The organism is Streptomyces sp. NPDC049887 (assembly GCF_040656535.1).
Taxonomy (GTDB): domain Bacteria; phylum Actinomycetota; class Actinomycetes; order Streptomycetales; family Streptomycetaceae; genus Streptomyces.
This window is the reverse complement of sequence record NZ_JBFAMM010000007.1, coordinates 236,690-261,866: the sequence shown is the minus strand read 5'-3', so window position 1 is coordinate 261,866 and position 25,177 is coordinate 236,690. Positions and strand designations below refer to the sequence as shown.

Here is a 25,177-nt window from a genome sequence, read left to right as displayed (position 1 = left end):
CCGTACGCGGCGCCGGGCCGTCAGTCGTCGGAGCCGTGCTCCGACTCCAGCGCCGCGAGCGCCGGGTCCATGACGACGTCCTCGGTGCGGGTCCCGGTCGAGGGGTCCTCCGGGAAATGGCAGGCCGTCAGGTGGCCCTCGCGGTTCCCGGAGATCTGCACCAGCGGCGGCTCCTCGGTCGCGCACTTGTCCTGCGCCTTCCAGCAGCGGGTGCGGAAGCGGCAGCCGGACGGCGGGTTCACCGGAGAGGGCACGTCGCCGGCGAGACGGATCCGCTCCTTGTCGGTCGTGTCCACGTCCGCCTCGGGCACCGCCGAGAGCAGGGCGTGCGTGTACGGGTGACGGGGCCGGTTGTACAGCGAGTCGCGGTCCGCGACCTCCATCACCTTGCCCAGGTACATCACGGCCACGCGCTGCGAGAAGTGCCGCACGACCGCCAGGTCGTGGGCGATGAAGAGGAAGGCGATACCCAGCTCGTCCTGGACCTTCTGCAGCAGGTTGACGACCTGCGCCTGGATCGACACGTCCAGCGCGGAGACCGGCTCGTCGGCGACGATCAGCTTCGGCTCCAGGGCCAGGGCCCTGGCCACACCGATGCGCTGCCGCTGACCGCCGGAGAACTCGTGCGGGAAGCGGTTGTAGTGCTCGGGGTTGAGACCCACGGTCTCCAGCAGCTCCCGCACCCGGTTCTCACGGCCGCCGGGCGGGTTGATGCCGTTGACCTCCATCGGGCTCTTGATGATGGTGCCGACGGTCTGCCGCGGATTCAGCGACGAGTACGGGTCCTGGAAGATCATCTGGATCTCGGACCGGACCGGCGCGAGCTGCTTGCGGTTCGCGCGGGTGATGTCCCGGCCGGCGTAAGTGATCTTTCCGCCGGTCGGCTCCATCAGCCGGGTGATCAGCCGGCCGGTCGTGGACTTGCCACAGCCGGACTCGCCGACGAGACCGAGGGACTCACCGGCGTGCACGGTCAGGTCGACCCCGTCCACCGCCTTGACCGCACCCACCTGGCGCCTGAAGGGGAAGCCGCCGTAGATGGGGAAGTGCTTCGTCAGGCCCTCGACGGTGAGCAGCGGCTCGCCCGCGGGCTTGTCGGTAGGTCCCTGCTGCTTCGGCAGAGTGACGTTCTCGCTCATGTCTCTGCGTCTCCCTAGCCCAGCCGGGGCTTGATCTGATCGATGAAGATGGTCTGCTTCTGCTCCCCCGTGAGGTGGCACGCGGCCGCGCGCCCCGCACCCAGCAACGGCCGCTCGCCCGAGCACGACGCGCCACTGACCTTGTCGGTGAAGGCGCAGCGCGGGTGGAAGGGGCAGCCGGACGGCGGGTTGAGCAGCGACGGAGGCGAACCCGGGATCGGCACCAGCGACTCGCCGGTGTCCCCGCCCAGACGCGGCATCGAGCTGAGCAGACCCCAGGTGTACGGGTGCTGGGGCGCCCGGAGCACCTCGCGGACGCTGCCGCGCTCCACCGCCCGTCCCGCGTACATCACGAGCAGATCGTCGGCCATGTTGGCGATGACGCCCAGGTCGTGGGTGATGAAGATGATCGCCGACCCGAACTCCTGCTGGAGGTCCTTGAGCAGGTCGAGGATCTGGGCCTGCACGGTCACGTCGAGTGCCGTGGTGGGCTCGTCCGCGATCAGCAGGTCCGGGTCGCACATCAGCGCCATGGCGATCATGGCGCGCTGGCGCATACCGCCGGAGAACTGGTGCGGGTAGTCGTTGAAGCGCAGCGCGGGCTGGGGGATGCCGACCTTGTCGAGCATCTCGATGGCCCTGGCCTTCGCCTCCTTCTTGGAGGCGCCTCGGTGCTTCATGAACGGCTCGGAGAGCTGCCGCCCCACGGTGTAGTACGGCGACAGCGCGGTGAGCGGGTCCTGGAAGATCATCGCGACCTTGTTGCCGCGGAGCTTCTCCAGCTCCTTCTCGGACGCTCCGGTCAGCTCCTGGCCGTCCAGGACGATCTCGCCGTCGATGGCGGTGGTCTTGCGGTTGTGCAGTCCGAGGACGGTCAGGTTCGTCACGGACTTGCCGGAGCCCGACTCGCCCACGATGCCGAGGGTCTTGCCCCGCTCGACGTCGAACGAGAGCCCGTCCACCGCCTTGACGACGCCGTCCTCGGTGGAGAACCGCACCCGCAGGTCGCGGACCGAGAGGAAGGCCTCCGGCCCGGTCGGGGCCGGTGTGTCTTCGGTCTTGGTCATTGTGGTCACGGTCGTTCTCCTAGGCGAGGCGCACGCGCGGGTCGATGTAGGCGTAGGCGAGGTCCACGAGGATGTTCAGGAGCAGGATGAAGAAGGCTCCGAACAGCATCACGCCCATCGTCAGCGGCAGGTCCTTGGTCAGCGACGAGTCCACCGCGAGACGGCCGATGCCCGCCAGGTCGAAGGTGAACTCGGTGACCACGGCGCCCGCGAGGAGGCCGCTGAGGTCCATGCCGAGGATGGTGACGATGGGGGTGAGCGAACCGCGCCAGGCGTAGCGGAAGAAGACGTACCGCTGGCGCATGCCCTTGGCCCGGGCGGTGCGGACGTGCTCCTCCTGGAGCTGCTCGATCATGGTGGAGCGCGCCATACGCGTGTACTGCGCGGTGAAGATCGTGGCCATGACGGCCCAGGGGATCAGCAGGCCCAGGGCCCAGGCAGCGGGACTGTCCGTGAACGGAACGTACTTGGGGCTCTCCAGCCAGCCGGTGCTGTAGACGAAGATGCCAAGAACGATCGGCCCCAGGAAGTAGATCTGGAACGAGCTGAGCACCATGGAGGCACCGCTGACGGCCTTGTCGAGCGAGGTGCCGCGCTTCCAGGCGGCGAGCAGACCCGAGCCGAGGCCCAGGACCAGGAAGATGACCAGGCCACCGACGGTCAGGGAGAGCGTCAGCGGGAAGCGGTCGAGGATGGAGTCCCACACGAAGTCACCGGTGTGGAAGGAGACTCCGAGGCAGGGAGCGTCGCAGCGGCCGACGGGGAAGTCCCGGCCGGCAACGATTCCGACCATGAAGTCCCAGAACTGCGTCCAGATCGGCTTGTCGAGGCCGAGGTTCTCGCGGATGACCGCGAGGTTCTCCGGGGAGCAGTTCTTGCCGCAGGAGAGCGCGGCGAAGTCCTGGGGGATCGTGTAGAACAGGAAGAACGTGAACGCGCCGATCAGGAACATGATCACGACGGCGCCGGTCAGCCTGCGGATGAGGAACTGAAGCATGGCGGGAAGCTGCTCTCTTCGGAAGCGGCGGGGCGGTGAGGGGTTGATGTCCCGTGGGGGTGCGCTCCGCCTGGCGCGCACCCCCACGGGTCAGCCGTGAGCCGGTGTTACGGCTGCTTCAGGTACAGGTCGTTGATGTCGATGTAGCTCGACTCGGTGCTGTACTTGGCGCCGCCGATGTTCGAACCGAACAGCTGGACCATCTTGGAGTAGTAGACCGGGACGGCCGGGTTGATCTCCTCCACGATGCGGTGGTGGGCCTCTTCCCACTTCTTGGCCGCAGCCTGCGGCTCAAGCTTCAGCGCCTCCTGGATGAGGGCGTTGACCTTGGGGTCGTTGATGTGGGAGTAGTTCGAGGCACCGTCGGAGATCAGACCGCCGTCGTAGACCGGGGTGACGACCGTGGACGGGGAGGACCAGTCCTGACCCCAGCCGGTCATGTACAGGTCGTACGGGTTCTTGATCTTGCCGATGGTCTCGTAGTACGCGGCCCGGTCGATCTCCTTGGCCTGCACGTCGAAGCCGATCTTGGCCAGCGCGTCCTTGACGATGACCTGCTGCTTCTGGCCACGCGGGGTGTTGGAGTAGGCGTAGGTGAGCTTCGTGCCCTCCTTGACACCCGCCTCCTTCAGCAGCTCCTTGGCCTTCTCGACGTCACCGTTGGGCTTCTTCAGCTTGCCGAACGGGTCGTAGCTCTTGTCGAAGCCCGGCAGGGTCGGGGCGAACAGGCCACCGGCGACCTCACCGCCGTACTTGCCGCCGTCGGCCTGGACCATGGCCGCACTCGGCATCGCGTGCGCGATGGCGTCACGGACCTTCTTGTCCTTCATGCGGTCGAGGTTGAAGGTCAGCTGCCAGACGTAGGGCTGGTAGCCCTTGATCGTGCGGGCGTTCACCTTCGCGTTGGTGATCACGGCCTGCATCTGGTCCGTGTCGACCTGGTCCGAGAACTGGATGGCGTTCTTGGCGTCGCCCTGGTCGGCGATCAGACGCTTGGTCTGGTTGACCGGGTCGATGGTGGTGGTGAAGTTGTAGCCGTCCACGTACTGGTGGCGCACGGCGTCCGTCTTCGGGTCCCAGTTGGTGTTCTTCACCAGCTTGAGGGACTTGCCGGCCTTGTACTCGGCGATCTTGTACGGGCCGAGGGCCTTGGGGGCCTTGTCGTACTTCTCCTTCGTGTCCGCCTTCTGCGGAACGATGGAGTAACCGGCCATGGCCAGGGCCTGCGGCAGGTCCGGGCGCGGCTGGCCGAAGTTGAAGACGACCGTCTTGGCGTCCGGGGTCGCGAGGACCGTGTCGGGCAGGTGCTTGCCCTTGTACGGGCCGTCCGGCAGCGCCTTGCGGTAGTCGTTGCCGGAGAGCCACGACTGGACGAACGACGGGCCGTCGAAGATGTGCTTCGCGTACAGGCGCTCGATCGAGTGGCGGACGTCGGCGGACGTGATGGCGTTGCCGTCCTCGTCCTTGATGCCGTCCTTCAGGGTGAAGGTCCAGGTCTTGCCGCCGTTGGAGGACTTGCCGGAGTCGGTGGCGATGTCACCGACGACGGTCAGGTTGCCCTGGTCGTCCTCCTGGTAGTTCGTCAGACCACGGTGGATCAGGTTGGAGAACTGGCCGGCGTCGCTGACGTAGATCTGACCCGGGTCCATGTGGGTCATGTCCGACTGGGCGTAGACGTTGATGATGCCGCCGGGCTTGGCACCCGGGACCTCGGCAGCCGGGCCGTTGGAGGCGGCAGCGTCACCGTAGGCAACCGGCTTCGACTGGGCCGAGGCGTCAGCCTGGGACTTCGACTCGTCCTTGGCGTTCTTGCCGCTGTTGCCGGAGCATGCGGTCAGCGCCAGCGAGCCGGCCGCCATCGCGACGACTATGGCGCGTGCGGAGCGCGATCGAATGGCATTCATGATGCTCGTTGCACCTACCTGTCGGTTGTTATCCAGAAGAGCTGCCTGGCCGTCCGGTTGCCCGGCGCGAGGGCGGCAGCTGCCCTCGCACGTGGACGTCACCGTCCGGTCTTGGGGTCGAACGCGTCCCGGACCGAGTCACCAAGGAGGTTGAAGGCCAGGACGAAGATCACCATCGCGACACCGGGGAAGAACATGAAGGCCGGGTCCTGCTCGTAGAGCCTGGCGCCGATGGCGAACATGCGGCCCCAGTCGGGAGTGGGCTCGACGAAGCCGACACCCACGTACGAGAGGAAGGCGATGGAGAGGATTGAGCTGGGCAGCATGTACGTGCCCTGCACCAGGATGGGAGTGACGATGTTCGGCAGGATCTCCTTGAAGACGATCCGCGACCGAGGGGCTCCGGAGACCTTCGCCGCCTCGACGAACTCCCGCTCTCGCAGGGAGAGTACAGAGCTGCGCACCAGACGGGCCATACCCATCCAGCCGAGGAACCACATCACCAGGATGATCGCGACCGCCCGCAGATAGGTCGGCGTCTCGTCCGTCGGGGAGACGAACAGCGCCGTCACCACGGGCATGAAGGCGATGAAGAACAACTGGTTGGGGAAGGACAGGAAGAAGTCCGTCACCCGGCCCAGCCAGTAGTCCACCTTGCCGCCGAAGTAGCCGCCGACCAGTCCGATGACCACGCCGGTCACCACACTGAGGAACGTCAGGATCAGCGCCATGAACAGCGACGTGCGCATGCCGTAGAGCAGCATGGTGAACACGTCACGGCCCAGGTTGGGCTCGACACCGAACCAGAACTCGCCCGACATGCCGCCGAACGGACCGTTGGGCATGGCGAAGTCGTCGAGCAGGAACGGGTAGTCCGGCTCCTGCGCGTACAGCGTGTAAGGGTTCTTGCCGTACACGGCAGAGATCACCGGGGCCAGCGCGGCGACGACGAAGAAGAAGAGCACCACACAGGCGGAGATCACGCCCGTGCGGTCGCGCTTGAAACGCGCCCACATCAGCCGGCCGGGCGACCGGCCGGTGAGTTCCTTCTTGTCCTCGCCCTTGTCCGCGCTGTCGTTCCCAGCAGCGGTCTCCTTGTCCAAGGTGACAGAGGCGGTCTCGCCCTCGATCTCAATTGGACTGGTCATGATGGTGTCCATTCACGGGTGTCGGGTGACCCGCGGTCCTGCGCGCGTAGACGACCGGGCCTGAGGCCCGTTCCGGCGTGCTGCGTGACGGTCTTGCCGAGCCTGCCCGTCACCTGAAGACGGGCACGGCAGTGACACCACGCCGGCGAACGGGTTCTCCCGTGGGCGCGGGGCGACTGGAAAGAGCGTCAGTTGGGGGCGGAACCCCAAGGAACGCGAGCCGAGCGGTTGACCGGATCTCAGATTCGCCGGCCGCTGCCGGCGACCGGACCGGATGACGTGCGCTGCAAACCGGTCGTCCGAGCCATCTTCGACGACCCGAGCCCACTGGTGCTCGTGGCACCGCGCATGGGTTCCTCCTCATGAGTCCACGTATTCACTGCAAGGGTGGGCACATGACAACGCCGACACCCCTGACGGCGAGATCCGTGCCCCGTGTGCTCGTGAGTCGGCGCTCCCCACAGCGCGTGACCCGTTGACCCGAGCTCAGTGAAGCCAACTATTAGGTAAGTTCGGGCTGTAAACCACACTTAAAGCATCTCGTTTTGGCAACATCACCCCGACCCGGAGGCCCAAAATTCGGACAAAGGGATCGCAGACAGACACGCGCGAAACGGACTGTTAATACAGGTTTCCGGTGAGCTACGTCCGATAGTCGGACAAGTGGCGCAGGAAAATCTGTTGACGGTCCCGGCGGACGGGCCGGCCGCACGCAGTCTCCCAGACGAGGGCGCGCACGGAAACGGCCCGGGAGTCCCCTCGATCGGGGTCTCCCGGGCCGTCGCGGTCAGTCTGGTCCCGATGTCCGGAACCGAACGGTTCAGCCGTGCTTGGCCCTGGAGGCGGCGCGGGCGCGCTCGCGGGCGTCCAGGTTCACCTTGCGGATGCGCACGGCCTCCGGGGTCACCTCGACGCACTCGTCGTCACGGCAGAACTCCAGCGACTGCTCCAGCGAGAGCTTGCGCGGCGGGACGATGGACTCCGCCACATCGGCCGTGGAGGAGCGCATGTTCGTGAGCTTCTTCTCCTTGGTGATGTTCACGTCCATGTCGTCCGAGCGGGAGTTCTCACCGACGATCATGCCTTCGTAGACCTCCGTGCCCGGCTCGACGAACAGCACGCCGCGCTCCTGGAGGTTCGTCATCGCGAACGCGGTGACGGCACCCGACCGGTCGGCGACCAGCGAGCCGTTGTTGCGGGTCTGCAGGTTGCCGAACCACGGCTCGTGGCCCTCGTGGATCGAGTGGGCGATGCCCGTACCGCGAGTGTTCGTCAGGAACTCGGTACGGAAGCCGATCAGACCGCGGGACGGCACCACGAACTCCATGCGGACCCAGCCGGAGCCGTGGTTCGACATGTTGTCCATACGCCCCTTGCGGACGCCCATGAGCTGGGTGACGGCGCCCATGTGCTCCTCGGGCACGTCGATGGTCATGCGCTCGACCGGCTCGTGCAGCTTGCCGTCGACCTCCTTGGTGACCACCTGGGGCTTGCCGATCGTCAGCTCGAAGCCCTCCCGACGCATGGTCTCGACGAGGATCGCCAGGGCCAGCTCGCCACGGCCCTGGACCTCCCAGGCGTCGGGGCGCTCGGTGTCGAGGACGCGGAGCGAGACGTTGCCGATGAGCTCGCGGTCGAGGCGGTCCTTCACCTGGCGGGCGGTGACCTTGCGGTCCTTGACGCCGCCCTTGTTGTCCGCGCCCTTGCCGGTGGCACCGCGGCCCACGAGGGGGGAGGTGTTGGTGCCGATGGTCATGGAGATCGCCGGCTCGTCGACCGTGATCAGCGGCAGCGCCACCGGGTTCTCCGGGTCGGCCAGGGTCTCGCCGATCATGATGTCGGGGATGCCGGCGACGGCGCAGATGTCACCGGGGCCCGCGACCTCGGCGGGCTTGCGGGTGAGCGCCTCGGTCATCATCAGCTCGGAGATCCGCACGTTGGAGATCGAGCCGTCGCGCTTGATCCACGCCACGGTCTGGCCCTTGCGGAGCTCGCCCTGCTCGACGCGGAGCAGCGCGATGCGGCCGAGGAAGTTGTCGGCGTCGAGGTTGGTGACGTGGGCCTGGAGCGGGGCGTCCTCGTCGTAGGTGGGGGCGGGGATGTGCTCCAGGATGGTGGAGAAGAACGGCTCCAGGTTCTCGCTGTCGGCCGGGACGGTGCCGTCCTCCGGCTTGGTCAGCGACGCGATGCCGTCACGGCCGCAGGCGTAGACGATCGGGAACTCGATCTGGTCCTCGTCGGCGTCCAGGTCGAGGAAGAGGTCGTAGGTCTCGTTGACGACCTCGTCGATCCGGGAGTCCGGACGGTCGGTCTTGTTGATGCACAGGATGACGGGCATCCGGCGCTGGAGCGCCTTGCGGAGCACGAAGCGCGTCTGCGGGAGCGGGCCCTCGGAGGCGTCCACCAGCAGCACCACGCCGTCGACCATCGACAGACCGCGCTCGACCTCGCCGCCGAAGTCGGCGTGGCCGGGGGTGTCGATGATGTTGATGGTGATCGGGGCCCCGCCGTCCTTGGGGTGGTACTTCACCGCCGTGTTCTTGGCGAGGATCGTGATGCCCTTCTCACGCTCCAGGTCGTTCGAGTCCATGACCCGGTCGTCGACGGAGTCGAGCTGGTGCGCGGCGAAGGCTCCGGCCTGCTTCAGCATGGCGTCGACGATGGTCGTCTTGCCGTGGTCGACGTGGGCGACGATGGCGACGTTGCGGATGTCGTGGCGCGTGGGCATGGGTGGCTTGCGCTTCTCTCGGATCGTGGGATGCGGCGTCTGTTTCCTCTTACGCCCGCCGGGCGGACGCGCCACGGCTGTGTCCATGGTACGGGGCCGCCGCGCGAGGGGCTTCCCGGCCCGACCCGACCCGGTACGACCTTGCCCGCCGGGAGCTCCGACGGGCAAGGGAATTGAGCTGCTTCTGAGGTCCGGATCACCGGAGTGGAAGATTCCGCTCCGGAACGCGCTGTGAGGCGGCTCCGTAGCGGCAGGAACGGGGCGATCGACCGAGTCGGGGCCGGCACGGCACAGGGGTCCCGGGGCCACCGGGCGCGGCACGGCTCAGAGGCGGCGGACGAAGGCACGGCACGGGCAATGCGGTCGGGCGCCCTGCCGCGACCGGGGTCCTGGGTCCTCGGTACGGGCCCGGGGGTCCCGGGACGCACGTACCGGACGGGCGAGCCTGTGCGACGGCCGGCGGCGCGAGGAGCTCCGGCCTCCGGGCACGGGCGAGCGGGCCCGGGAGCCCGCCAGGGCCCCGCCCCCGAGCGGTCCGGAGCGAGGCGCCCGAAGCCCCTGGGGTCCGACCGACCCGCCCGGCCCCTGGCACCCGCCCCATGATCGGCGCCCTCCGCCGGGGCGGCCGCGGACGGGCTCCGGCGGACGGCGCCGGAAGGCGCTACTCCGCCGTGTCCGCCCCCGCCCCGTGCGCCGGCTTCGCCTTCACGAAGCCGATGTCCTGGTAGCGCGGTGCCGAGAAGCCGAAGGCGCCGGCGTTGGCGAGGTCGTGCTTGGCGGCCACCAGCTCCGGGCGCTGGTAGAGGGGGATGGACGCCGCCGCGGCCCAGATGCGGGCGTCGACCTGCTTCATCAGGTCCCGGGACTTCCTCTCGTCCAGCTCGGAGACGGCCTCGTCGAAGAGCTGGTCGATACGGTCCGTCCCGACCCGGGTGTAGTTCTGCTCCACCAGCAGCGACCCGTCCGTCGCGGGCTCGGGCTTGGCGTAGATCGGGCGGGCGTCCGTCGCCGGGTAGGCCGTGGCCGGCCAGGACCAGAGGGCGAGGTCGTAGTGCCCGGAGGCGATGTGGTCCTTGAAGAAGCTGTCCTCGGCGACCTTCTTCACCTCGGTCCGGATCCCGACCCCGTCGAGCATCCTGCGGATGCGGTCCCCGACCGCGCGCAGCGGCTCCGAGCCCGGGCCCGAGGGCAGCACGAAGCGGAGGCTGAGTGGCTTGCCGTCCTTCCCGAGCGGTCCCGCGACCGGGTTCCGGCCCGGAGCCCTGGTGCCGACCGGCGCGTAGGCGCCCGCAACCCCGCCCTCCCGCTTGTGCGCCTCGGGCATGGCCTTGTCGCCGTCACTGCCGGCGGGTGCCGCCAGGGGACGGCCGGCCGGCTTGTCGTCCCCGCCGGCCGCGGGGGCGACCGCGACGGCGGCGCTCCCATCGACGGTCCCGGCGCGGGCACCGCCTCCGGCCACCGGGCTCGGCGCGGCCCCGGGCGACGCCGGGCCGCCGGCGGAGGGCGAGCCGCCCGCGGCGGGACCACCAGCAGACGCCCCCTGCGCCGTCGGGCTCTGTGCGGACGGGCTCTGTGCGGACGGGCTCTGCGCCGCCGGGCTGCTCCCGGCCGCCGGACTCTCCACGACCGGGCTCCCGGCCTCCGGGCTCTTCTCGGGTCCCGCCTTCGTACCGGACTCCGCCGCCCGGGCGCCCTCCCGGGTCCAGCCCGCGTCGGCGAGCAGCGCCTGGGCCTCCGCGGTGTCCTGGCCACCGAGGGCGCCGCTGCTGTCGGCGTACCCCGGCTGCCCCGCGAGCGCGAGGTGGCTGCCGACGGGCTTCGCGGGCAGACCGAGGGGCTTCAGCACCGTCTCGGCGAGCTCCCGGCGGTCCAAGGCCCGGGCCACGGCGCGCCGTACCCGCTCGTCCGCCAGCGGCCCCGACTCGCCGTTGAGCGCGAGCTGGGTGTACGCGGGCTCCAGGGACTTGCGGACCACGAATCCGCGCAGCGCCGTCTGCTCGCTGGTGAACCTCATCGGTCCGGCGTCCCCGCGCTCACCTGCGAGCAGTGCGCTCCCGTGCTCGCCGCCCCGCCCGGCGGAACGTTCCTGCTCGGAGTCGGCGGACTCCCCGACCTCCGCTGCCGCGCCCGGCCCGCTGCCGCCGCTGCCGCCCCCCTGGTCCTTGCGTGCCACGGCGATACGGTCCGCGACGCCCCGGTCGATCTCGGCCAGATCGACGGCACCGGTGGCGAGCGCCGCGGCACGCCGGTCGCGCGGCACCGCCCGCAGCACCAGCGAGTCGAGCTTGGCCGGGTCCCCCCACCAGCGCGGGTTGCGGACGAGCGTGACGGTGCCGTCGTCGCTGTCGACCTTCTGCAGGGCGAAGGGCCCCGCGGTCACCGGCAGCTCCGCGCGGGCCCCGTCGTTGAAGGACGCGGGGCTGCCCATCGTCTCCTTCGGGTAGAGCGGGGAGAACAGTGATCGCCAGTCGGCGTACGGCCGGGCGAAGGTGACCCTGACCTCCAGGTCGCTCTTGCCGCGCTCGATCTTCTCGATCCGCTCGTAACCGGCGTTGCGTGCCGTCCAGTACGCCGAGTCCTTGCCGTTCAGCGCCCGCCACTGGGCGACGAAGTCCGGGGCGCCGATCTCCCGCCCGTCGGTCCAGACGGCTTCCTGGTTGAGCTTGTAGAGGACGACCTGTTTGGGCTCGCGGTCCACGAGTTCTGCCGACTCCAGGTAGTCGGGGTTGAGCTGCGGACGCCCCCGCTGGTCCGGCGTGAAGAGGGAGGGGAGCACGGCACCGGCGACCCGGGCGGTGGCGCCGTCCGCGTCGGCCTGGAACGCGTTGAGCGTGGTGGGTACGGAGTCGACGGCCCACCGCAGTGTGCCGCCCTGCTCGACCTGGTTGCGCCCCGCGTGGCCGATGTCCGCGGGGACCACCGCGGCCTCCGGACCGCCCTCCCCGGACGTGCAGCCGGCCAGCACCGGCAGGACCAGGACCCCGCTGGTGAGCAACGCCACCGTGCGATGCGTGCGGGTGCGGCCGGAGCGGGAGCCGGAGGCTCGGAAGCAGGGTGTACGGGAGCATGTCCTCCCGCGCGGGGCGTCGACCTTGGACATGACATGTACCTCTTCGTCCGGTTTGCAGGGCTTTTAGTGGATTTTGGAGATGATCACACCTATTGCACCTACACTGAAGGGGGCGGAGGACGGAGCGTGCCGCCGACACGGCGAAGCGGCCCGAAAACCCCACCCATGCGGCCGTACGGGGAGCCCCTAACGGGTGGCGCGCGCCGCGAATCGGTGCACACGCCTTCACAAGCAGGGATGTGACGCGCGACACTCGCAGGCGCACACACAGCCCTCTGGGGGAGAGCCCCAGACACCGCATGCCACCCGCGACCGCGGAAGTGAGGGCAGTTCATGTCCCTGCAGGACGAGTTGACGGACGTCAAACGCCGTCTCGACGACCTGACCCGCACGGTCGAACGGCTGGAGCGGAGCCTCGCGCCCAAGCGCGGGGACGCATCCCGGACCCAGCCGGCCGACCGCCCGAAAGACCTGGTCACCATTCCCGACACCCCGTACGACAGTTCGCTGTGGACGGACTCGGACGACGAAGGCCTGGGCGTGCGCGACCGGCACGCGCCCTAGGAGCTTCGTTGGCCACTGGCACCGAACCTCATACCGACACAGGCGTACGCGGAGCCTCGCGCGCCGCCATCGCCACCCGCCACCTCAGGACCGACCGCTGGTGGCTCGCGCCCGCCGCGACCGCCGGCGGCCTGCTCGCCTTCATCGTCTACTCGACCTGGCGGGCCTTCTCGAACAGCGACTACTACGCCGCGCCGTACGTCTCGCCGTTCTACTCGCCCTGTCTCGCCGAGAACTGCGTGCCCATGAAGGGCGGCCCCAACTGGGAGATCTTCGGCAGCTGGTGGGGCCTGTCCCCCGCCCTGCTGATCCTGATCTTCCCGCTGGGCTTCCGGCTGACCTGCTACTACTACCGCAAGGCCTACTACCGGGGCTTCTGGGCCTCGCCCCCGGCCTGCGCGGTCGCCGAGCCGCACGCGAAGTACACCGGCGAGACCCGATTCCCGCTGATCCTGCAGAACATGCACCGCTACTTCTTCTACGCGGCGCTTCCGGTGGCGGGCATCCTCACCTACGACACGGTGCTCGCCTTCCGCGACGAGACCTACGCCTGGGGCCACATGGGCCTCGGCACCCTGGTGTTCCTCGTCAACATCGTGCTGATCTGGGCGTACACCCTGTCCTGCCACTCCTGCCGGCACATCATCGGCGGCCGGCTGCGTCACTTCTCCAAGCACCCGGTGCGCTACCGGTTGTGGGGGTACGTCGGCAGGCTGACTGAGCGTCACATGCTGCTCGCCTGGGCGTCGTTGATCAGTGTCGCCCTCGCCGACTTCTACGTCTACCTGCTCGCCACCGGCGCCTTCGCCGATCCGCGCTTCTTCTAGGGGAAAGGTGCTCACCGATGACTGAGCTCGAACGGCAGCAGTGGGATGTTGTCGTCGTGGGCGCGGGTGGTGCGGGACTGCGGGCCGCCATCGAGGCGCGCGAGGCGGGCGCTCGTACGGCCGTCATCTGCAAGTCCCTGTTCGGCAAGGCCCACACCGTGATGGCGGAGGGCGGGATCGCCGCCTCCATGGGCAATGTGAACTCCCATGACAACTGGCAGGTCCACTTCCGCGACACCATGCGCGGCGGCAAGTTCCTCAACCAGTGGCGGATGGCGGAGCTGCACGCCCAGGAGGCTCCCGACCGGGTCTGGGAGCTGGAGACCTGGGGCGCGCTCTTCGACCGCACCAAGGACGGGAAGATCTCCCAGCGCAACTTCGGCGGTCACGAGTACCCGCGGCTGGCGCACGTCGGCGACCGGACCGGGCTGGAGCTGATCCGGACCCTCCAGCAGAAGATCGTCGCGCTCCAGCAGGAGGACGAGAAGGAGTTCGGCGACTACGAGGCCCGCCTCAAGGTCTTCCAGGAGTGCACGGTGACCCGGGTGCTCAAGGACGGCGACAGGGTCTCGGGCGCGTTCTGCTACGAGCGCGAATCCGGACGCTTCTTCGTGCTGGAGGCCCCGGCGGTCGTGCTGGCCACCGGCGGCATCGGCAAGTCCTTCAAGGTGACCTCCAACTCCTGGGAGTACACCGGCGACGGCCACGCGCTGGCGCTGCTCGCCGGCGCGCCGCTGCTGAACATGGAGTTCGTGCAGTTCCATCCGACCGGAATGGTCTGGCCGCCCTCGGTGAAGGGCATCCTCGTCACCGAGTCGGTGCGCGGCGACGGAGGGGTGCTGCGCAACTCCGAGGGCGAGCGGTTCATGTTCGACTACGTCCCGGACGTCTTCAAGGAGAAGTACGCGGAGACGGAGGAGGAGGGCGACCGCTGGTACGAGGACCCGGACAACAACCGGCGCCCGCCCGAACTGCTCCCCCGCGACGAAGTCGCCCGGGCGATCAACGCCGAGGTGAAGGCGGGCCGCGGCTCACCGCACGGCGGGGTGTTCCTGGACGTCTCCACCCGGATGCCGGCCGAGGTGATCAAACGCCGGCTGCCGTCCATGTACCACCAGTTCAAGGAGCTGGCGGACGTGGACATCACCGCGGAGGCGATGGAGGTCGGACCGACCTGCCACTACGTGATGGGCGGGATCGCGGTCGACTCGGACACCGCTTCGGCGGTCGGCGTGCCCGGCCTGTACGCGGCGGGCGAGGTCGCCGGCGGCATGCACGGCTCCAACCGGCTCGGCGGCAACTCCCTCTCGGACCTGCTGGTCTTCGGACGGCGCGCCGGACTGCACGCCGCGGAGTACGCGGCCGGCCTCGCCGGGCAGCGGCCCCCGGTCGACGAGGAGCAGATCGACGCGGCCGCGACGGAGGCGCTGCGGCCCTTCAGTGCCGAGGGCCCCGAGCCGGACGCCCCTCCGGAGAACCCGTACACGCTCCACCAGGAGCTCCAGCAGACGATGAACGACCTGGTCGGCATCATCCGGCGGGAGTCCGAGATGGGGCAGGCGCTGAAGCGGCTCGCCGATCTGCGGGTCCGTGCCAGGCGGGCGGGCGTGGAGGGCCACCGCCAGTTCAATCCGGGCTGGCACCTCGCCCTGGACCTGCGCAACATGCTGCTGGTCAGCGAGTGCATCGCCCGGTCCGCCCTGGAGCGCACCGAGAGCCGCGGCGGCCACACCCGCGAGGACTACCCGGCGATGGAGCGGGAGTGGCGCCGGATCAATCTGCTGTGCCGGCTCGCCGACCGCTCGCTGTCCTTCGGGCCGTTGGAGCCCGGCGCTCCGGCCGCCGACCCCGCCGTGCGCGGTCAGATCGACCTCGCACGGCAGACCACCGAGCCCATCCGCCACGACCTGCTCGCCCTCTTCGAGAAGGAAGAGCTGGTCAAGTACCTCGCCGAAGAGGAGCTGTACGAATGAGCACGTACGACGCTCGGTTCAGGGTCTGGCGGGGCGACCAGGACGGCGGGGGGCTCGAGGACTTCACGGTCGAGGTCCACGACGGAGAGGTCGTCCTCGACATCGTCCACCGACTGCAGGCCACCCAGGCACCGGATCTCGCGGTGCGATGGAACTGCAAGGCGGGCAAGTGCGGTTCGTGCAGCGCGGAGATCAACGGCCGTCCCCGGCTGCTGTGCATGACCCGCATGTCGGTCTTCAACCGTGCCGAGACCATCACGGTGACTCCGCTGCGAGCCTTCCCGGTGGTGCGCGACCTGGTCACGGACGTGTCGTTCAACTACGCCAAGGCCCGTGAGGTTCCCTCCTTCGTGCCGCCGCAGGGCGTCGCGGCGGGCGAGTACCGGATGCAGCAGATCGATGTGGACCGCTCGCAGGAGTTCCGCAAGTGCATCGAGTGCTTCCTGTGCCAGGACACCTGTCATGTGGTGCGTGACCACGAGGAGAACAAGGCGGCCTTCGCCGGGCCGCGTTTCCTGATGCGCGTGGCCGAGCTCGACATGCACCCGCTGGACGCGGCCGCCGAGTCGGGCCTCGACCGCAAGCGCACGGCGCAGGAGGACCACGGCCTGGGATACTGCAACATCACCAAGTGCTGCACCGAGGTGTGCCCCGAGGGCATCCACATCACGGACAACGCACTGATCCCGCTCAAGGAGCGCGCGGTCGACCGGAAGTACGACCCGCTGGTGTGGCTGGGCAGCAGGATCCGCCGCCGGGACGAGCACACCACGTAGCGCCGTCCCCCCTCCGTGCCCGGGCGTCCACGTCCGGGCACGGACGTGTCCGAGGGGCGGACGTGCCCGGCGGGGACGTGCCCCGGGGGGACGTGTCCGGGGGGGACGTGTCCGGGGGCGGACGGTCCGTACCGCCGGGCCGTCCGCCCCCGGCGTCAGAACATGCTCAGCAGTTGCTCCACGCTCGGCTCGGCCGCCGAGCCCCCGTCGGGCAGGGCCAGTTCGAACCACACGGTCTTGCCCCGGGGAGTACGGCGGGAGCCCCAGGCCGCGCTCAGCAGACCGACCAACTGCAGCCCCCGGCCGCCCTCGTCGGTGTCCCGGGCCCGCCGCCGCCGCGGCTGTACGAGGCCGGCGTCCCACACCTCGCAGACGAGGGTGCGATCACGCAGCAGCCGCAGCCGGATCTCGCCCTCGCCGTAGCGCAGGGCGTTGGTGACGAGTTCGCTGACGAGCAGTTCGACCGTGTCGACGAGCGGATCGAGGTCCCAGGCGCTGAGCTGGGCCCGGGCCAGCTCGCGGGCGCGGCCCACCGACCGCGGTTCGCGCGGCAGCCGCCAGTCCCCCACGGCCTCGGTCGCCAGGCCCTGGATACGGGCCATCAGCAGCGCGATGTCGTCCTCGCCGTGCCTCGTGTCGAGCGTGGCGAGCACGTGGTCGCAGACGTCCTCCAGCGAACGGGAGCGGGACCCGCGGTCGGGGTCGGCGGGCGTCCCGCCGTTCGCCCCACCCGCCGCACCGTCGGGGGAGCGGGGCTCCGGCACGGAGCGGGCCGGCTCGGTCAGTGCGCGGCGGAAGGCACTGAGCCCCTCGTCCAGCGGGTGGTCCCGCGACTCGACGAGCCCGTCCGTGTACAGCGCGAGCAGCGCGCCCTCCGGAAGCTCGACCTGGACCTCCTCGAAGGGTTCGCCGCCCACGCCGAGCGGCATCCCGGGCGGTACGTCGAGCATCAGCGCCTCCTCGCCCGGCTCGACGAGGACGGGTGGCAGATGGCCCGCGTTGGCGAAGGTGCAGCGCCGCGTCACGGGGTCGTAGACGGCGTAGACGCACGTCGCCAGGTAGACCTCGGAGAGCTCGGGCCCGCGGGACTTGTGGGCGACCCGGGAGGCCTGCTGGGCGCCGCTCGGCGTGCCGAGTCCGCGGGCGATCTCGTCGAGCGCGGAGAGCACCTCCGCGGGTTCCAGGTCCAGCAGCGCCAACGTCCGCACCGCGGTGCGGAGTTCACCCATGGCGACGGCGGCGCGCAGGCCGCGTCCCATGACGTCGCCGACGACGAGGGCGGTCCGGTGGCCGGGGAGCTCGATGACGTCGAACCAGTCCCCGCCGACCTCCGTGGCGGTGTTGCCGGGGAGGTAGCGGCAGGCGATGTCGAGCCCCGCGGCCTCCGGGTCGCCCGGCGGCAGGAGGCTGCGCTGGAGGATCAGGGCGCGCTCGTGCTCGCGCCGGTACAGGCGGGCGTTGTCGATGCAGACCGCGGCTCGGGCGGCGAGCTCGACGGCGAGGGCCCGGTCTCGTTCACCGAACGGCTCGCTGCCCTTGGCCCGGGAGAACTGGACGAGGCCGACGACCGTGTCGTGGGCGACCATCGGCACGGCCAGCGTGGACTGGACGAGGCTGCCGTCCTCACCGGGAATGGCGCGGACCCTGGCCGTGCGCAGGGCGTCGGCGCAGGCCGAGCTGAAGGGGTAGTGGTGGACGGCGCCGACCTGGGGGCTGGCCGGTGTGCCCGCCACCGAGACGCCCCCGAGCAGGGTCTCCGAGACGGTGCTGGCGAACGCGACGCGACGCAGTTCGGCGCTGCCGCCGTAGCTCTCGGGCCGGGCGGGGCCCCAGCGTCCGGGCGGGGCCTCGTCACCCGTGAGCAGTCCCTGGCAGAGGTCCACGGAGGCGAGGTCGCAGAAGCCGGGGACGGCGACGTCGAGCAGCTCACGCGCGGTGGTCTCCAGGTCGAGGGAGTTGCCGATCCGTGCGCTGGCCTCGTTGAGCAGGGCGAGGTTGCGGCGGGCGCTGGCGGCCTCCCGGGCCGCGATGTGACGGCGTGTCACGTCGATGCCGAGCCCCGCGACTCCGACGGGCCGTCCGGAACCGCTGTGCACGCGGTACAGGTTGACTGCCCAGTGCCGCCGGTCGGAGCTGCCGGGGGCGCTGCCGACGATCTGGAGGTCGGTGACGGACTCCCCGGTCTCCAACACCCGCCGGAGGGCGGCGGTCATCCGCTCCGCCTCGGGACGGGAGAGGTAGTCGTGCACGGTCCGGCCGCGGTGGTCCTCGGCGGCGCCGCCGAAGACCGTCGCGAAGCGCTCGTTGGCCCGCAGCACGGTGAGGTCGGTACCGAACAGAAGGAAGCCAAAAGGAGATTGACCGAAAATCGCCTGCGAAGCCGCGAGGTCCGTCTCGATCCGCCGCAGGGCGCGTACGTCGACGACGATACAGAGCGCGGCACGCTCGCCGTTCTCCGTCTCGCTCGGCATCACGTAGACCTCGGCCAGCCCGTGCGCACCGCCCTCGCCCGGCAGGCGGAACGGGACGAGTCCCGTCCACTCCTTGCCGTCCAGGATCTCGGCGATCCTGCGGTGGCCCCGCGGGCGGAGCTCGGAGGGGATGAAGACGTCGATCGGATCCTTGCCCCTGACGTCCTCGGCGGAGATGCCGAACTGCTCGGCGGCACGCCGACTCCACTGGTCGACCAGCCCGTCCGGCCCGATGGAGAACGACGCGACCTTGATGTAGTCGTAGATGGAGCCGGGCGGACTGCTCTGCCACACCACGCCGCTCGCCGTCTCAGGTATCTCGCTCACGCGACCGTCCCCTCCAGCTCACCGCACCGGACCGGCCATGCCCGCAGTATTCAGCACTACGGCACCTGGCGGCACGGCGTTCACGATCACAGCACGGTCTCGTTCGTTTTGAGCCGAGCACGCAGTGATCGTCGTCCCCCCACACTCCTAACCAGGCAGGGGCAGCTCGAACCACACGGTCTTGCCCGTTCTGCCTCGTCGCGTCCCCCAGCGGCAGGCCGCACAGGCCACCAGCTGCAGCCCGCGTCCACCCTCGTCATCGGGCCCGGCGGGACGCTCCAGGGGCGGATCCGGAAGGGGGTCGGAGACTTCCACGAGCAGCGAGGGAGGTCGCGGTGGCGGCGTCCCGTCGACGGCTGCCGGCCGGACCAGACGGACCCCGATGGGCCCGGAGGTGTACCGAAGGGAATTGGTCACGAGCTCACTGACCAGGAGCACCGTCACATCGACCACGGCGGGCTCGAGACCCCAGGTCCGCAGGGCGTCGCGGACGGCGTGGCGGGCGGAACGGACGGCGTCCGGCGCGGCAGGGAAGGTCCACTCGGCGCATGCGCCTTCGGTGTCGATCACGCCGACCACTTCCCGGACCTGCCACGGAATCCCGTCCTCTTTGGGGCGGCAATCAGGACATACCCGATATTCGGTGCAACATATCCCCGAGAGGGGCGTGCGGTGACGCGAACGGCGCAGGAAATCAGCCGCGCCCTCTCCCCGGGTGGTCACGGGGCAAACGGCGCACGGCCTCCTCGACGGCGGGACGGTCCTGGGGCAACCAGTCCACGGCGTCCAATTCATCGACGGCGAGCCAGCGCAGCTCGTCGTGGTCCTCCAGCGGGCGCGGCTGACCCGAGATCAGCCGCGCCGTCCAGACCTGGAGCACATAGCCGGGACCCAGCGGCCACTCGCCGGGCACCCGCTCGACCGGCTCGGCCTCCACCCCCAGCTCCTCGCGCAGCTCGCGCACGAGAGCCTCCTCGGGGGACTCCCCGGGTTCGAGCTTGCCGCCGGGCAGCTCCCACCGTCCGGCGAACTCGGGCGGTGCGCTGCGGCGCGCGGCGAGCAGACGCCCCCGGTCGTAGAGGGCGCCGGCCACCACGACGCGGGCGTTCACGGGATCCGTCATGCGCGGGAGCGTAACCCGCGCGGCGGGACGCTCCGGCCCGCGGGGCGCCGGCACGGCGGCGCCCGGACCCGCTCAGGAAGGGGTCGTCTGCCCCATGTGCTCCACCCAGTAGAGCTGCTTGTGGCCGCGATCACCGAGACTGTCCGCGATCTGCTGCGCCTCGTCCTGTGTGGCGTACCTTCCCACGCGATAGCGATTGCCGTTGTCGTCCTGGCGGATCACCAGCCAGGGCAGCATCGCGCCGCCGTCGGTCATCGCGCCTCTCCCGCCGCCGGCCTGCACTTCTCCAACGATCCCCAGGAAACCGCAGTCTGCATATGCCCGAGCCTACGCCTGACCTTCACTCAGCGGATCCGTGTTTTCACGAAGAGAGACGGATCCGGCCAGCATCCGCTTCTTCCCAAGGGGCGCACCTGGCCGAGTGCGCCCCCCGTCTCCCGTCTGCGCCGGGCCACGGCCGCGCCGGGAACGGGCGCCGAGGCGGCCCGGCGGCGGCCCGGAACAGGAGCGGGTGCGGCCGGGCGGCTTCGCCCCCAGCGCGCGCCGGCGCGTTCAGCGGACGCCGAGCCGCGCGTCGGCGATTCGACGGGCCGCGCGCCGTTGTGAACCCGGCAGCGGGGGACGCCTGGCGCAACTCCCTTGCGGCAGCTCCGGATCCGGCCCGGCCGTAGCCGCGCACGCCGCCCGAGGGTATCGCGGCCGGGGATGCCCCCCGAGGCCCGCGCACGACCGTGCAGCCGGTCCTGGAGAGCGCCGGGCCGGCTCTCGCGGCGCCACACAACCCGTGAACGCGCCCTGTGCACCGGGCGTTTGGAGGACGACCGCCGCCCGAACCGGCGGGGCGTCACGGACTCCGATGGCGAGGAAGGGCGCCGCCGACTCCGAGCCGCACGGACCGGCACGCAGACGACGCGCGCGCCCGTGTGGGTCGGAGTACGCGGGTCAGCGCACCGGGAGGTGGTACGCGATGCGGAAGCGGTCCGCCGGGACCACCACGTCCGCCGTCTCGACGGCGCGGCCCGACGCGTAGTAAGTGCGCTGGATGACCATGACCACATGACCGGGGACCCCGCCGAGGGTCAGCAGTTCCTCCGCCAGCCCCGGCCGGGCGCCGACCTCCTCGACCACGTTGTCCACCACGACGTCGATGGCACCCATCCGCTCGACGACGCCGCAGCCGCCGAGCGGCCCCTCCTCGGGCAGCATCACCGGCGTGCGGCCCGTGATCGAGAGCGGCTCCCAGGAGGTGGACAGCATCGTCGGCTCGCCGGCGTCCCGGAAGACGTACCGCGTGCGCATCACGCGGTCTCCGAGCGCGACGCCCAGCCTGCCCGCGACCGCGGCCCCCGCCGGCTCCTGCTCGCTACTCGACTCCCAGGTGCCGCGGGCGCCCTCCGCCGCCTGCTCCTGGCGGAAGGGGTTGGCGCCGGACGACGGCCGGTAGCTCGACCGGGCGATGCGCCGCGGCACCGGCCGCTCCCGCACATACGTCCCCGAGCCGGATCGCCCCTCGACGAGCCCTTCGGCCATCAGCACCTTCCGCGCCTCCAGCGCGACGGTGTCCGAGACCCCGTACTCCTCCCGGATCCGGGCCTGCGAGGGGAGTCGGGTGTGCGGCGGCAGCGAGCCACTGACGATTTTCTGGCGGAGATCGCTCGCAACGCGCAGATAGGCGGGCTGCTCACCGAATGTCACTGGCCACTCCCAACAGGTTGACAGACAGCAACAGCGTGGCAACCGACGGTTGATCACCGCAAGTATGGGCCAAGGCACCACGTGCGGTAACAATCGCCCGGGGGCGAGCGCTCGCCCCCGGTGGGCTAGCGGCCACGCGCGGACGCGGACCGACGCCCTCGACGACTTCCCGCGTCTGCTGCGGGAAGAGCCCCGCCCGGCAGTCCGATCTCCACGCCGGGGACGACCTCGCTCTCGACCGGACCGTGCGCGACCGGCTGCGGCCAGGGGCACCCGCCCGGAAGCCGCCGGTGCGGCGGCCGGGCTCACACGACCGCCGAGCCGCCCGGCTCAGACCGTCGTGTCGCCGCTCGGCAGCGGTTCCCCCTCCTCCGCGTCGTCCGCCTCCTCCGGCGGGTCGGTGGCGAGGCCGAGGGCGGACCGGACGGCGATTTCGGTCTCCTGGCGGAAGGCGTCGCCCGCCTCCGACATGGCGTCCCAGAAGCTCTCCTCGTCCTGGGCGACCGCTGCCCGGCCGAAGTGGCGGCGGGCCGTGTCGTACTCCTTCGCGCGGGCCAGCGCGTGCGGGCGGGCCGCCGCGGGCCAGGGTCCGGCGCGCAGTTCACGGGCCTCGGTTCCGAGCGTCCGCTCCATCCGCTCCGTCCAGGCACGGTTGGCCTCCGGGTCGTCCTCGAAGAGGTCCTCCGGTTCCTCCCACCAGACCGTGTCGACGGCCAGCTCGCCCTCCAGATAGGCGAGTTGCGCCGGGTCGAGCGTCGTCCGGTCGCTGCGGACGGAGGACACGAGCTTCGGCCCGCCGCTCGCCAGCGCACAGGTGACGCTCCGGTCGCCGAAGCGCCAGCTGTCCCTGGTCGGCATGTAGTAGTAGGGCTCCGCCGTCCCGGGAACGGCCCACCGGTCCAGTGCGTAGGCGCTGTTGATGTCCTCGCACCTGCCCTCCGCCTCCGTCTCGACCGTCTTCTCCCCGGGCCACTCGTCGAACCCGTCGAGCGGGAAGGTGCCGGTCACCTCGCCCTCGTGCGGTCTGTCGCAGTCCACGATCCGGACGGACGCCGCCTCCTCCTCGTCCTCCAGGCCGCGGCCCGGGGTGTCGAAGCACTGCCCGGTGCGCATGTCGAACGTGGATTCCGCAGCGGCGCCGTCGCGGGCCGCCTCGCGGAAGCCGTCCCACGCCGCACCGGCGGTGCCGGTGGCGAACGCGACGATCATGAGGATCGTGCTGACGACGGAGAGCGCGGTACCGGCGATCGCCAGGCCCCGGCCCTCGTCGCCCCTCTTCCTGATCTGCACCAGCGCGACCAGCCCGAGAACGAGGCCGAGCGGGGGCAGGCAGCACACGATGCCCGTCACCAGGGAGCCGACGGCGAAGCCGTTGGTACCCGGCCGCCGCGGCACCGCCCCGTAGGGCGGGTAGGGCATTCCCGGCTGTACGCCCGCCGGCATCGGGTACGGGTACGCCGCCGGGTCGGGCTGCGGCGAGGGCGGGGCGGGCGGCTGCGCCGGGTCGGACACGCCCGGAGGCGCCCATCCCTGCGACGACGGTTCCACGGGTACGGCGCTCCTTGTGAAGATCATGCGAACATCTGCGCGGGTCAGCGGATCATACGGCGGGGCGCCGGGCGAGGGCAGCAGCAATACGCGGAAGGGGCGGCCGCTCGGCGCGGCCGCCCCTCACTGGTCGATCAGGTGCCGCAACCGGCACCGTCCGGTGGTCCGGGCGTCAGAACTGAAGACCCCAGGAGTCGATCTTGCCGGTGTCCCACCAGGCGTTGTCGCTCACCCGCAGCTTCCAGGTCCCGTTCGCGACCTCCGAGGAAGCGTCCACGGTGTAGGTGGTGTTGATGTTGTCGCTGCTGCCGCCGGTACCGTACGACTTCAGCGTGTACGCGGTACCGTCCGGGGCGATGAGCTGGACCTGGAGGTCACCGATGTAGGTGTGCACGATGTTGACCGGCACCTGGAGCGCGGCGGGTGCGTTGCCCGGGATGCCGCTGACGGTGACGGGCGACTCCACGGTGGCGTTGTCGTTGATCGCGTAGTCCGCGGTGTTCTCGAACTTCGACCCGGGCGGCGGGGTCGTGCCGCCGCCGACGTACAGCAGCCGGTTCGGCGAGCCGGAGCCCGGGTTGCCGACCACGTTCGGGGTCGCCGCGGTGGTCAGCGCCGAGGACACCTGTGCCGGGGTGGCGGTCCGGTTGTCCGCCAGGTAGAGCGCGGCGGCACCGGCGACGTGCGGGGTGGCCATCGACGTGCCGGAGATGGTGTTGGTCGCGCTGTCGCTGGTGTTCCACGCCGAGGTGATGGACGAGCCCGGCGCGAAGACGTCCAGCACGCTCCCGTAGTTGGAGAAACTGGAACGCGCGTCGGTGCTGGTGGTCGAGCCGACGGTGATGGCCTCGCCCACCCGGGCCGGGGAGTAGTTGGACGCGTTGGCGCCGCTGTTGCCCGCCGCGACGGCGTATGTGACGCCGGACGCTATGGAGTTGCGGACGGCGGTGTCCAGCGCCGTGTCGACGCCCCCACCGAGGCTCATGTTGGCGACGGCCGGCTTGACGGCGTTCTGCGTCACCCAGTCGATGCCCGCGACGACCTGGGCGGTGGTGCCGGAACCGGAGTTGTTGAGCACCCGGACGCCGACGACCTTCGCCTTCTTCGCGACGCCGTAGGAGCCGCCGGCGACCGTGGCGGCGACGTGCGTGCCGTGGCCGTTGCCGTCCTGGGCCGTGTTGTCGTTGTCGATGGCGTCGTAGCCGTACGAGGCACGGCCACCGAAGTCGTTGTGGGTGATCCGTACACCGGTGTCGATGATGTACGCCGTGACGCCCTCGCCCGCGGAGTCGGGGTAGGTGTAGCTCTGGTCGAGCGGCAGCGCGCGCTGGTCGATGCGGTCGAGGCCCCAGGAGGGCGGGTTCGGCTGGGTGCCGGAGATGGTGAACACCCGGTTCTGCACGACGGATTCGACGGCGGGGTCGGCGGCGAACTTCCTGGCCTGCGCCTCGGAGAGCTCGACGGCGTATCCGTTGAGGGCGGAGCGGTACGTCTTCTTGATCTTGGCGCCGTACTCCGCGGCGAGTTCCCTGCCCGCCTTGGATCCGGCGTCGGGGGCCGACTCGTCGAGGGTGACGATGTAGCTGCCGGCGATGGCACCGGGGGCGCCCGCGTTCTCGATCACGCCCACCGGGGCGGGCTCTGCCGCGGTGGCCGGGAGGGCGGAGGCGGCACCGAGTGCCAGGGCGGCGACGGCTGTCGCACTGACCGCGGACAGTCTTCGCCGCGAGTTACGCATCACGGACATGTGAGGGGTCCTCCTCATTAGTGGTGCGTTGTCGTGGGGGTATGCGACAGGGGCATGACAATGCCAGTGGTGG

The 25,177-nt window shown here is 70.3% G+C and carries 18 protein-coding genes; 4 read left to right on the top strand and 14 right to left on the bottom strand.

All coding sequences use genetic code 11. The features are described 5' to 3' along the window. Positions 1-20: 20 nt before the first annotated feature. The 7 genes from AB0J10_RS11865 to AB0J10_RS11835 all read right to left on the bottom strand — a co-directional run bounded on the left by AB0J10_RS11865 (position 21) and on the right by AB0J10_RS11835 (position 12,083). A complete protein-coding gene (locus AB0J10_RS11865; protein WP_363060387.1) occupies positions 21-1,139 on the bottom strand; it encodes a dipeptide ABC transporter ATP-binding protein in 1,119 nt (372 codons plus the stop codon). 14 nt (positions 1,140-1,153) lie between these two features. Continuing rightward, positions 1,154-2,215 carry an ABC transporter ATP-binding protein gene (locus AB0J10_RS11860; RefSeq protein WP_363060385.1) on the bottom strand — a complete coding sequence of 354 codons (1,062 nt, stop codon included), beginning with the start codon at positions 2,213-2,215 and terminating at the stop codon, positions 1,154-1,156. A 10-nt stretch (positions 2,216-2,225) separates the two neighbouring features. Continuing rightward, entirely contained in the window at positions 2,226-3,203 is a 978-nt protein-coding gene (locus AB0J10_RS11855; RefSeq protein ID WP_363060383.1) for an ABC transporter permease, read from the bottom strand. A 107-nt stretch (positions 3,204-3,310) separates the two neighbouring features. Then, the gene (locus AB0J10_RS11850) at positions 3,311-5,107 is read right to left on the bottom strand and encodes an ABC transporter substrate-binding protein (RefSeq protein WP_363060381.1); all 1,797 of its coding nucleotides are present in this window, start codon (positions 5,105-5,107) and stop codon (positions 3,311-3,313) included. A gap of 98 nt (positions 5,108-5,205) precedes the next feature. Continuing rightward, positions 5,206-6,255, bottom strand: a complete 1,050-nt coding sequence (locus tag AB0J10_RS11845; protein ID WP_363060379.1) for an ABC transporter permease — start codon at positions 6,253-6,255, stop codon at positions 5,206-5,208. An 820-nt stretch (positions 6,256-7,075) separates the two neighbouring features. After that, a complete protein-coding gene (typA, locus tag AB0J10_RS11840) occupies positions 7,076-8,983 on the bottom strand; it encodes a translational GTPase TypA (protein ID WP_363060377.1) in 1,908 nt (635 codons plus the stop codon). A gap of 661 nt (positions 8,984-9,644) precedes the next feature. Continuing rightward, positions 9,645-12,083: an ABC transporter family substrate-binding protein gene (locus AB0J10_RS11835; RefSeq protein WP_363060375.1), complete on the bottom strand. Its 2,439-nt coding sequence runs from the start codon at positions 12,081-12,083 to the stop codon at positions 9,645-9,647. Positions 12,084-12,386: 303 nt separating this feature from the next. On the opposite strand from AB0J10_RS11835, the gene AB0J10_RS11830 reads away from it, so the two are divergent. Genes AB0J10_RS11830 through AB0J10_RS11815 form a run of 4 tightly spaced genes read left to right on the top strand, consistent with a single transcriptional unit; the run spans position 12,387 to position 16,193 of the window. Continuing rightward, positions 12,387-12,617: a hypothetical protein gene (locus AB0J10_RS11830; RefSeq protein WP_363060373.1), complete on the top strand. Its 231-nt coding sequence runs from the start codon at positions 12,387-12,389 to the stop codon at positions 12,615-12,617. Between the two features lie 8 nt (positions 12,618-12,625). Then, positions 12,626-13,444: a hypothetical protein gene (locus AB0J10_RS11825; protein WP_363060371.1), complete on the top strand. Its 819-nt coding sequence runs from the start codon at positions 12,626-12,628 to the stop codon at positions 13,442-13,444. Positions 13,445-13,461: 17 nt separating this feature from the next. After that, complete coding sequence (locus AB0J10_RS11820) at positions 13,462-15,417, top strand: fumarate reductase/succinate dehydrogenase flavoprotein subunit (RefSeq protein ID WP_363060369.1); 1,956 nt, start codon at positions 13,462-13,464, stop codon at positions 15,415-15,417. Beyond that, the gene (locus AB0J10_RS11815) at positions 15,414-16,193 is read left to right on the top strand and encodes a succinate dehydrogenase/fumarate reductase iron-sulfur subunit (protein WP_363060367.1); all 780 of its coding nucleotides are present in this window, start codon (positions 15,414-15,416) and stop codon (positions 16,191-16,193) included. Before AB0J10_RS11820 ends, AB0J10_RS11815 begins: the two co-directional genes overlap by 4 nt. Positions 16,194-16,348: 155 nt before the next feature. Here the strand turns inward: AB0J10_RS11815 and AB0J10_RS11810 are convergent, their stop codons facing one another. From AB0J10_RS11810 to AB0J10_RS11780, 7 genes are all read right to left on the bottom strand, one after another. Next, entirely contained in the window at positions 16,349-18,991 is a 2,643-nt protein-coding gene (locus AB0J10_RS11810; RefSeq protein ID WP_363060365.1) for a SpoIIE family protein phosphatase, read from the bottom strand. A 147-nt stretch (positions 18,992-19,138) separates the two neighbouring features. Then, positions 19,139-19,570 carry an ATP-binding protein gene (locus AB0J10_RS11805; protein ID WP_363060363.1) on the bottom strand — a complete coding sequence of 144 codons (432 nt, stop codon included), beginning with the start codon at positions 19,568-19,570 and terminating at the stop codon, positions 19,139-19,141. A 115-nt stretch (positions 19,571-19,685) separates the two neighbouring features. Then, a complete protein-coding gene (locus tag AB0J10_RS11800; RefSeq protein WP_363060361.1) occupies positions 19,686-20,114 on the bottom strand; it encodes a (deoxy)nucleoside triphosphate pyrophosphohydrolase in 429 nt (142 codons plus the stop codon). A gap of 72 nt (positions 20,115-20,186) precedes the next feature. After that, positions 20,187-20,369, bottom strand: coding sequence for an SPOR domain-containing protein (locus AB0J10_RS11795; protein WP_363060359.1), 183 nt, complete (start codon positions 20,367-20,369; stop codon positions 20,187-20,189). Between the two features lie 687 nt (positions 20,370-21,056). Continuing rightward, positions 21,057-21,809, bottom strand: a complete 753-nt coding sequence (locus AB0J10_RS11790) for a GntR family transcriptional regulator (protein WP_363060357.1) — start codon at positions 21,807-21,809, stop codon at positions 21,057-21,059. A 330-nt stretch (positions 21,810-22,139) separates the two neighbouring features. Beyond that, positions 22,140-23,384: a DUF4190 domain-containing protein gene (locus AB0J10_RS11785; protein ID WP_363060355.1), complete on the bottom strand. Its 1,245-nt coding sequence runs from the start codon at positions 23,382-23,384 to the stop codon at positions 22,140-22,142. Positions 23,385-23,529: 145 nt separating this feature from the next. After that, entirely contained in the window at positions 23,530-25,104 is a 1,575-nt protein-coding gene (locus AB0J10_RS11780; protein ID WP_363060353.1) for a S8 family peptidase, read from the bottom strand. Positions 25,105-25,177 lie beyond the last annotated feature (73 nt).

Coding starts and splice junctions, on each gene's coding strand:
- AB0J10_RS11865 (WP_363060387.1), bottom strand. CDS start 1,139: ATGAGCGAGAACGTCACTCTGCCGAAGCAGCAGGGACCTACCGACAAG.
- AB0J10_RS11855 (WP_363060383.1), bottom strand. CDS start 3,203: ATGCTTCAGTTCCTCATCCGCAGGCTGACCGGCGCCGTCGTGATCATG.
- AB0J10_RS11850 (WP_363060381.1), bottom strand. CDS start 5,107: ATGAATGCCATTCGATCGCGCTCCGCACGCGCCATAGTCGTCGCGATG.
- AB0J10_RS11845 (WP_363060379.1), bottom strand. CDS start 6,255: ATGACCAGTCCAATTGAGATCGAGGGCGAGACCGCCTCTGTCACCTTG.
- typA (WP_363060377.1), bottom strand. CDS start 8,983: ATGCCCACGCGCCACGACATCCGCAACGTCGCCATCGTCGCCCACGTC.
- AB0J10_RS11835 (WP_363060375.1), bottom strand. CDS start 12,083: ATGTCCAAGGTCGACGCCCCGCGCGGGAGGACATGCTCCCGTACACCC.
- AB0J10_RS11830 (WP_363060373.1), top strand. CDS start 12,387: ATGTCCCTGCAGGACGAGTTGACGGACGTCAAACGCCGTCTCGACGAC.
- AB0J10_RS11820 (WP_363060369.1), top strand. CDS start 13,462: ATGACTGAGCTCGAACGGCAGCAGTGGGATGTTGTCGTCGTGGGCGCG.
- AB0J10_RS11815 (WP_363060367.1), top strand. CDS start 15,414: ATGAGCACGTACGACGCTCGGTTCAGGGTCTGGCGGGGCGACCAGGAC.
- AB0J10_RS11800 (WP_363060361.1), bottom strand. CDS start 20,114: ATGACGGATCCCGTGAACGCCCGCGTCGTGGTGGCCGGCGCCCTCTAC.
- AB0J10_RS11795 (WP_363060359.1), bottom strand. CDS start 20,369: ATGACCGACGGCGGCGCGATGCTGCCCTGGCTGGTGATCCGCCAGGAC.
- AB0J10_RS11785 (WP_363060355.1), bottom strand. CDS start 23,384: ATGATCTTCACAAGGAGCGCCGTACCCGTGGAACCGTCGTCGCAGGGA.
- AB0J10_RS11780 (WP_363060353.1), bottom strand. CDS start 25,104: ATGTCCGTGATGCGTAACTCGCGGCGAAGACTGTCCGCGGTCAGTGCG.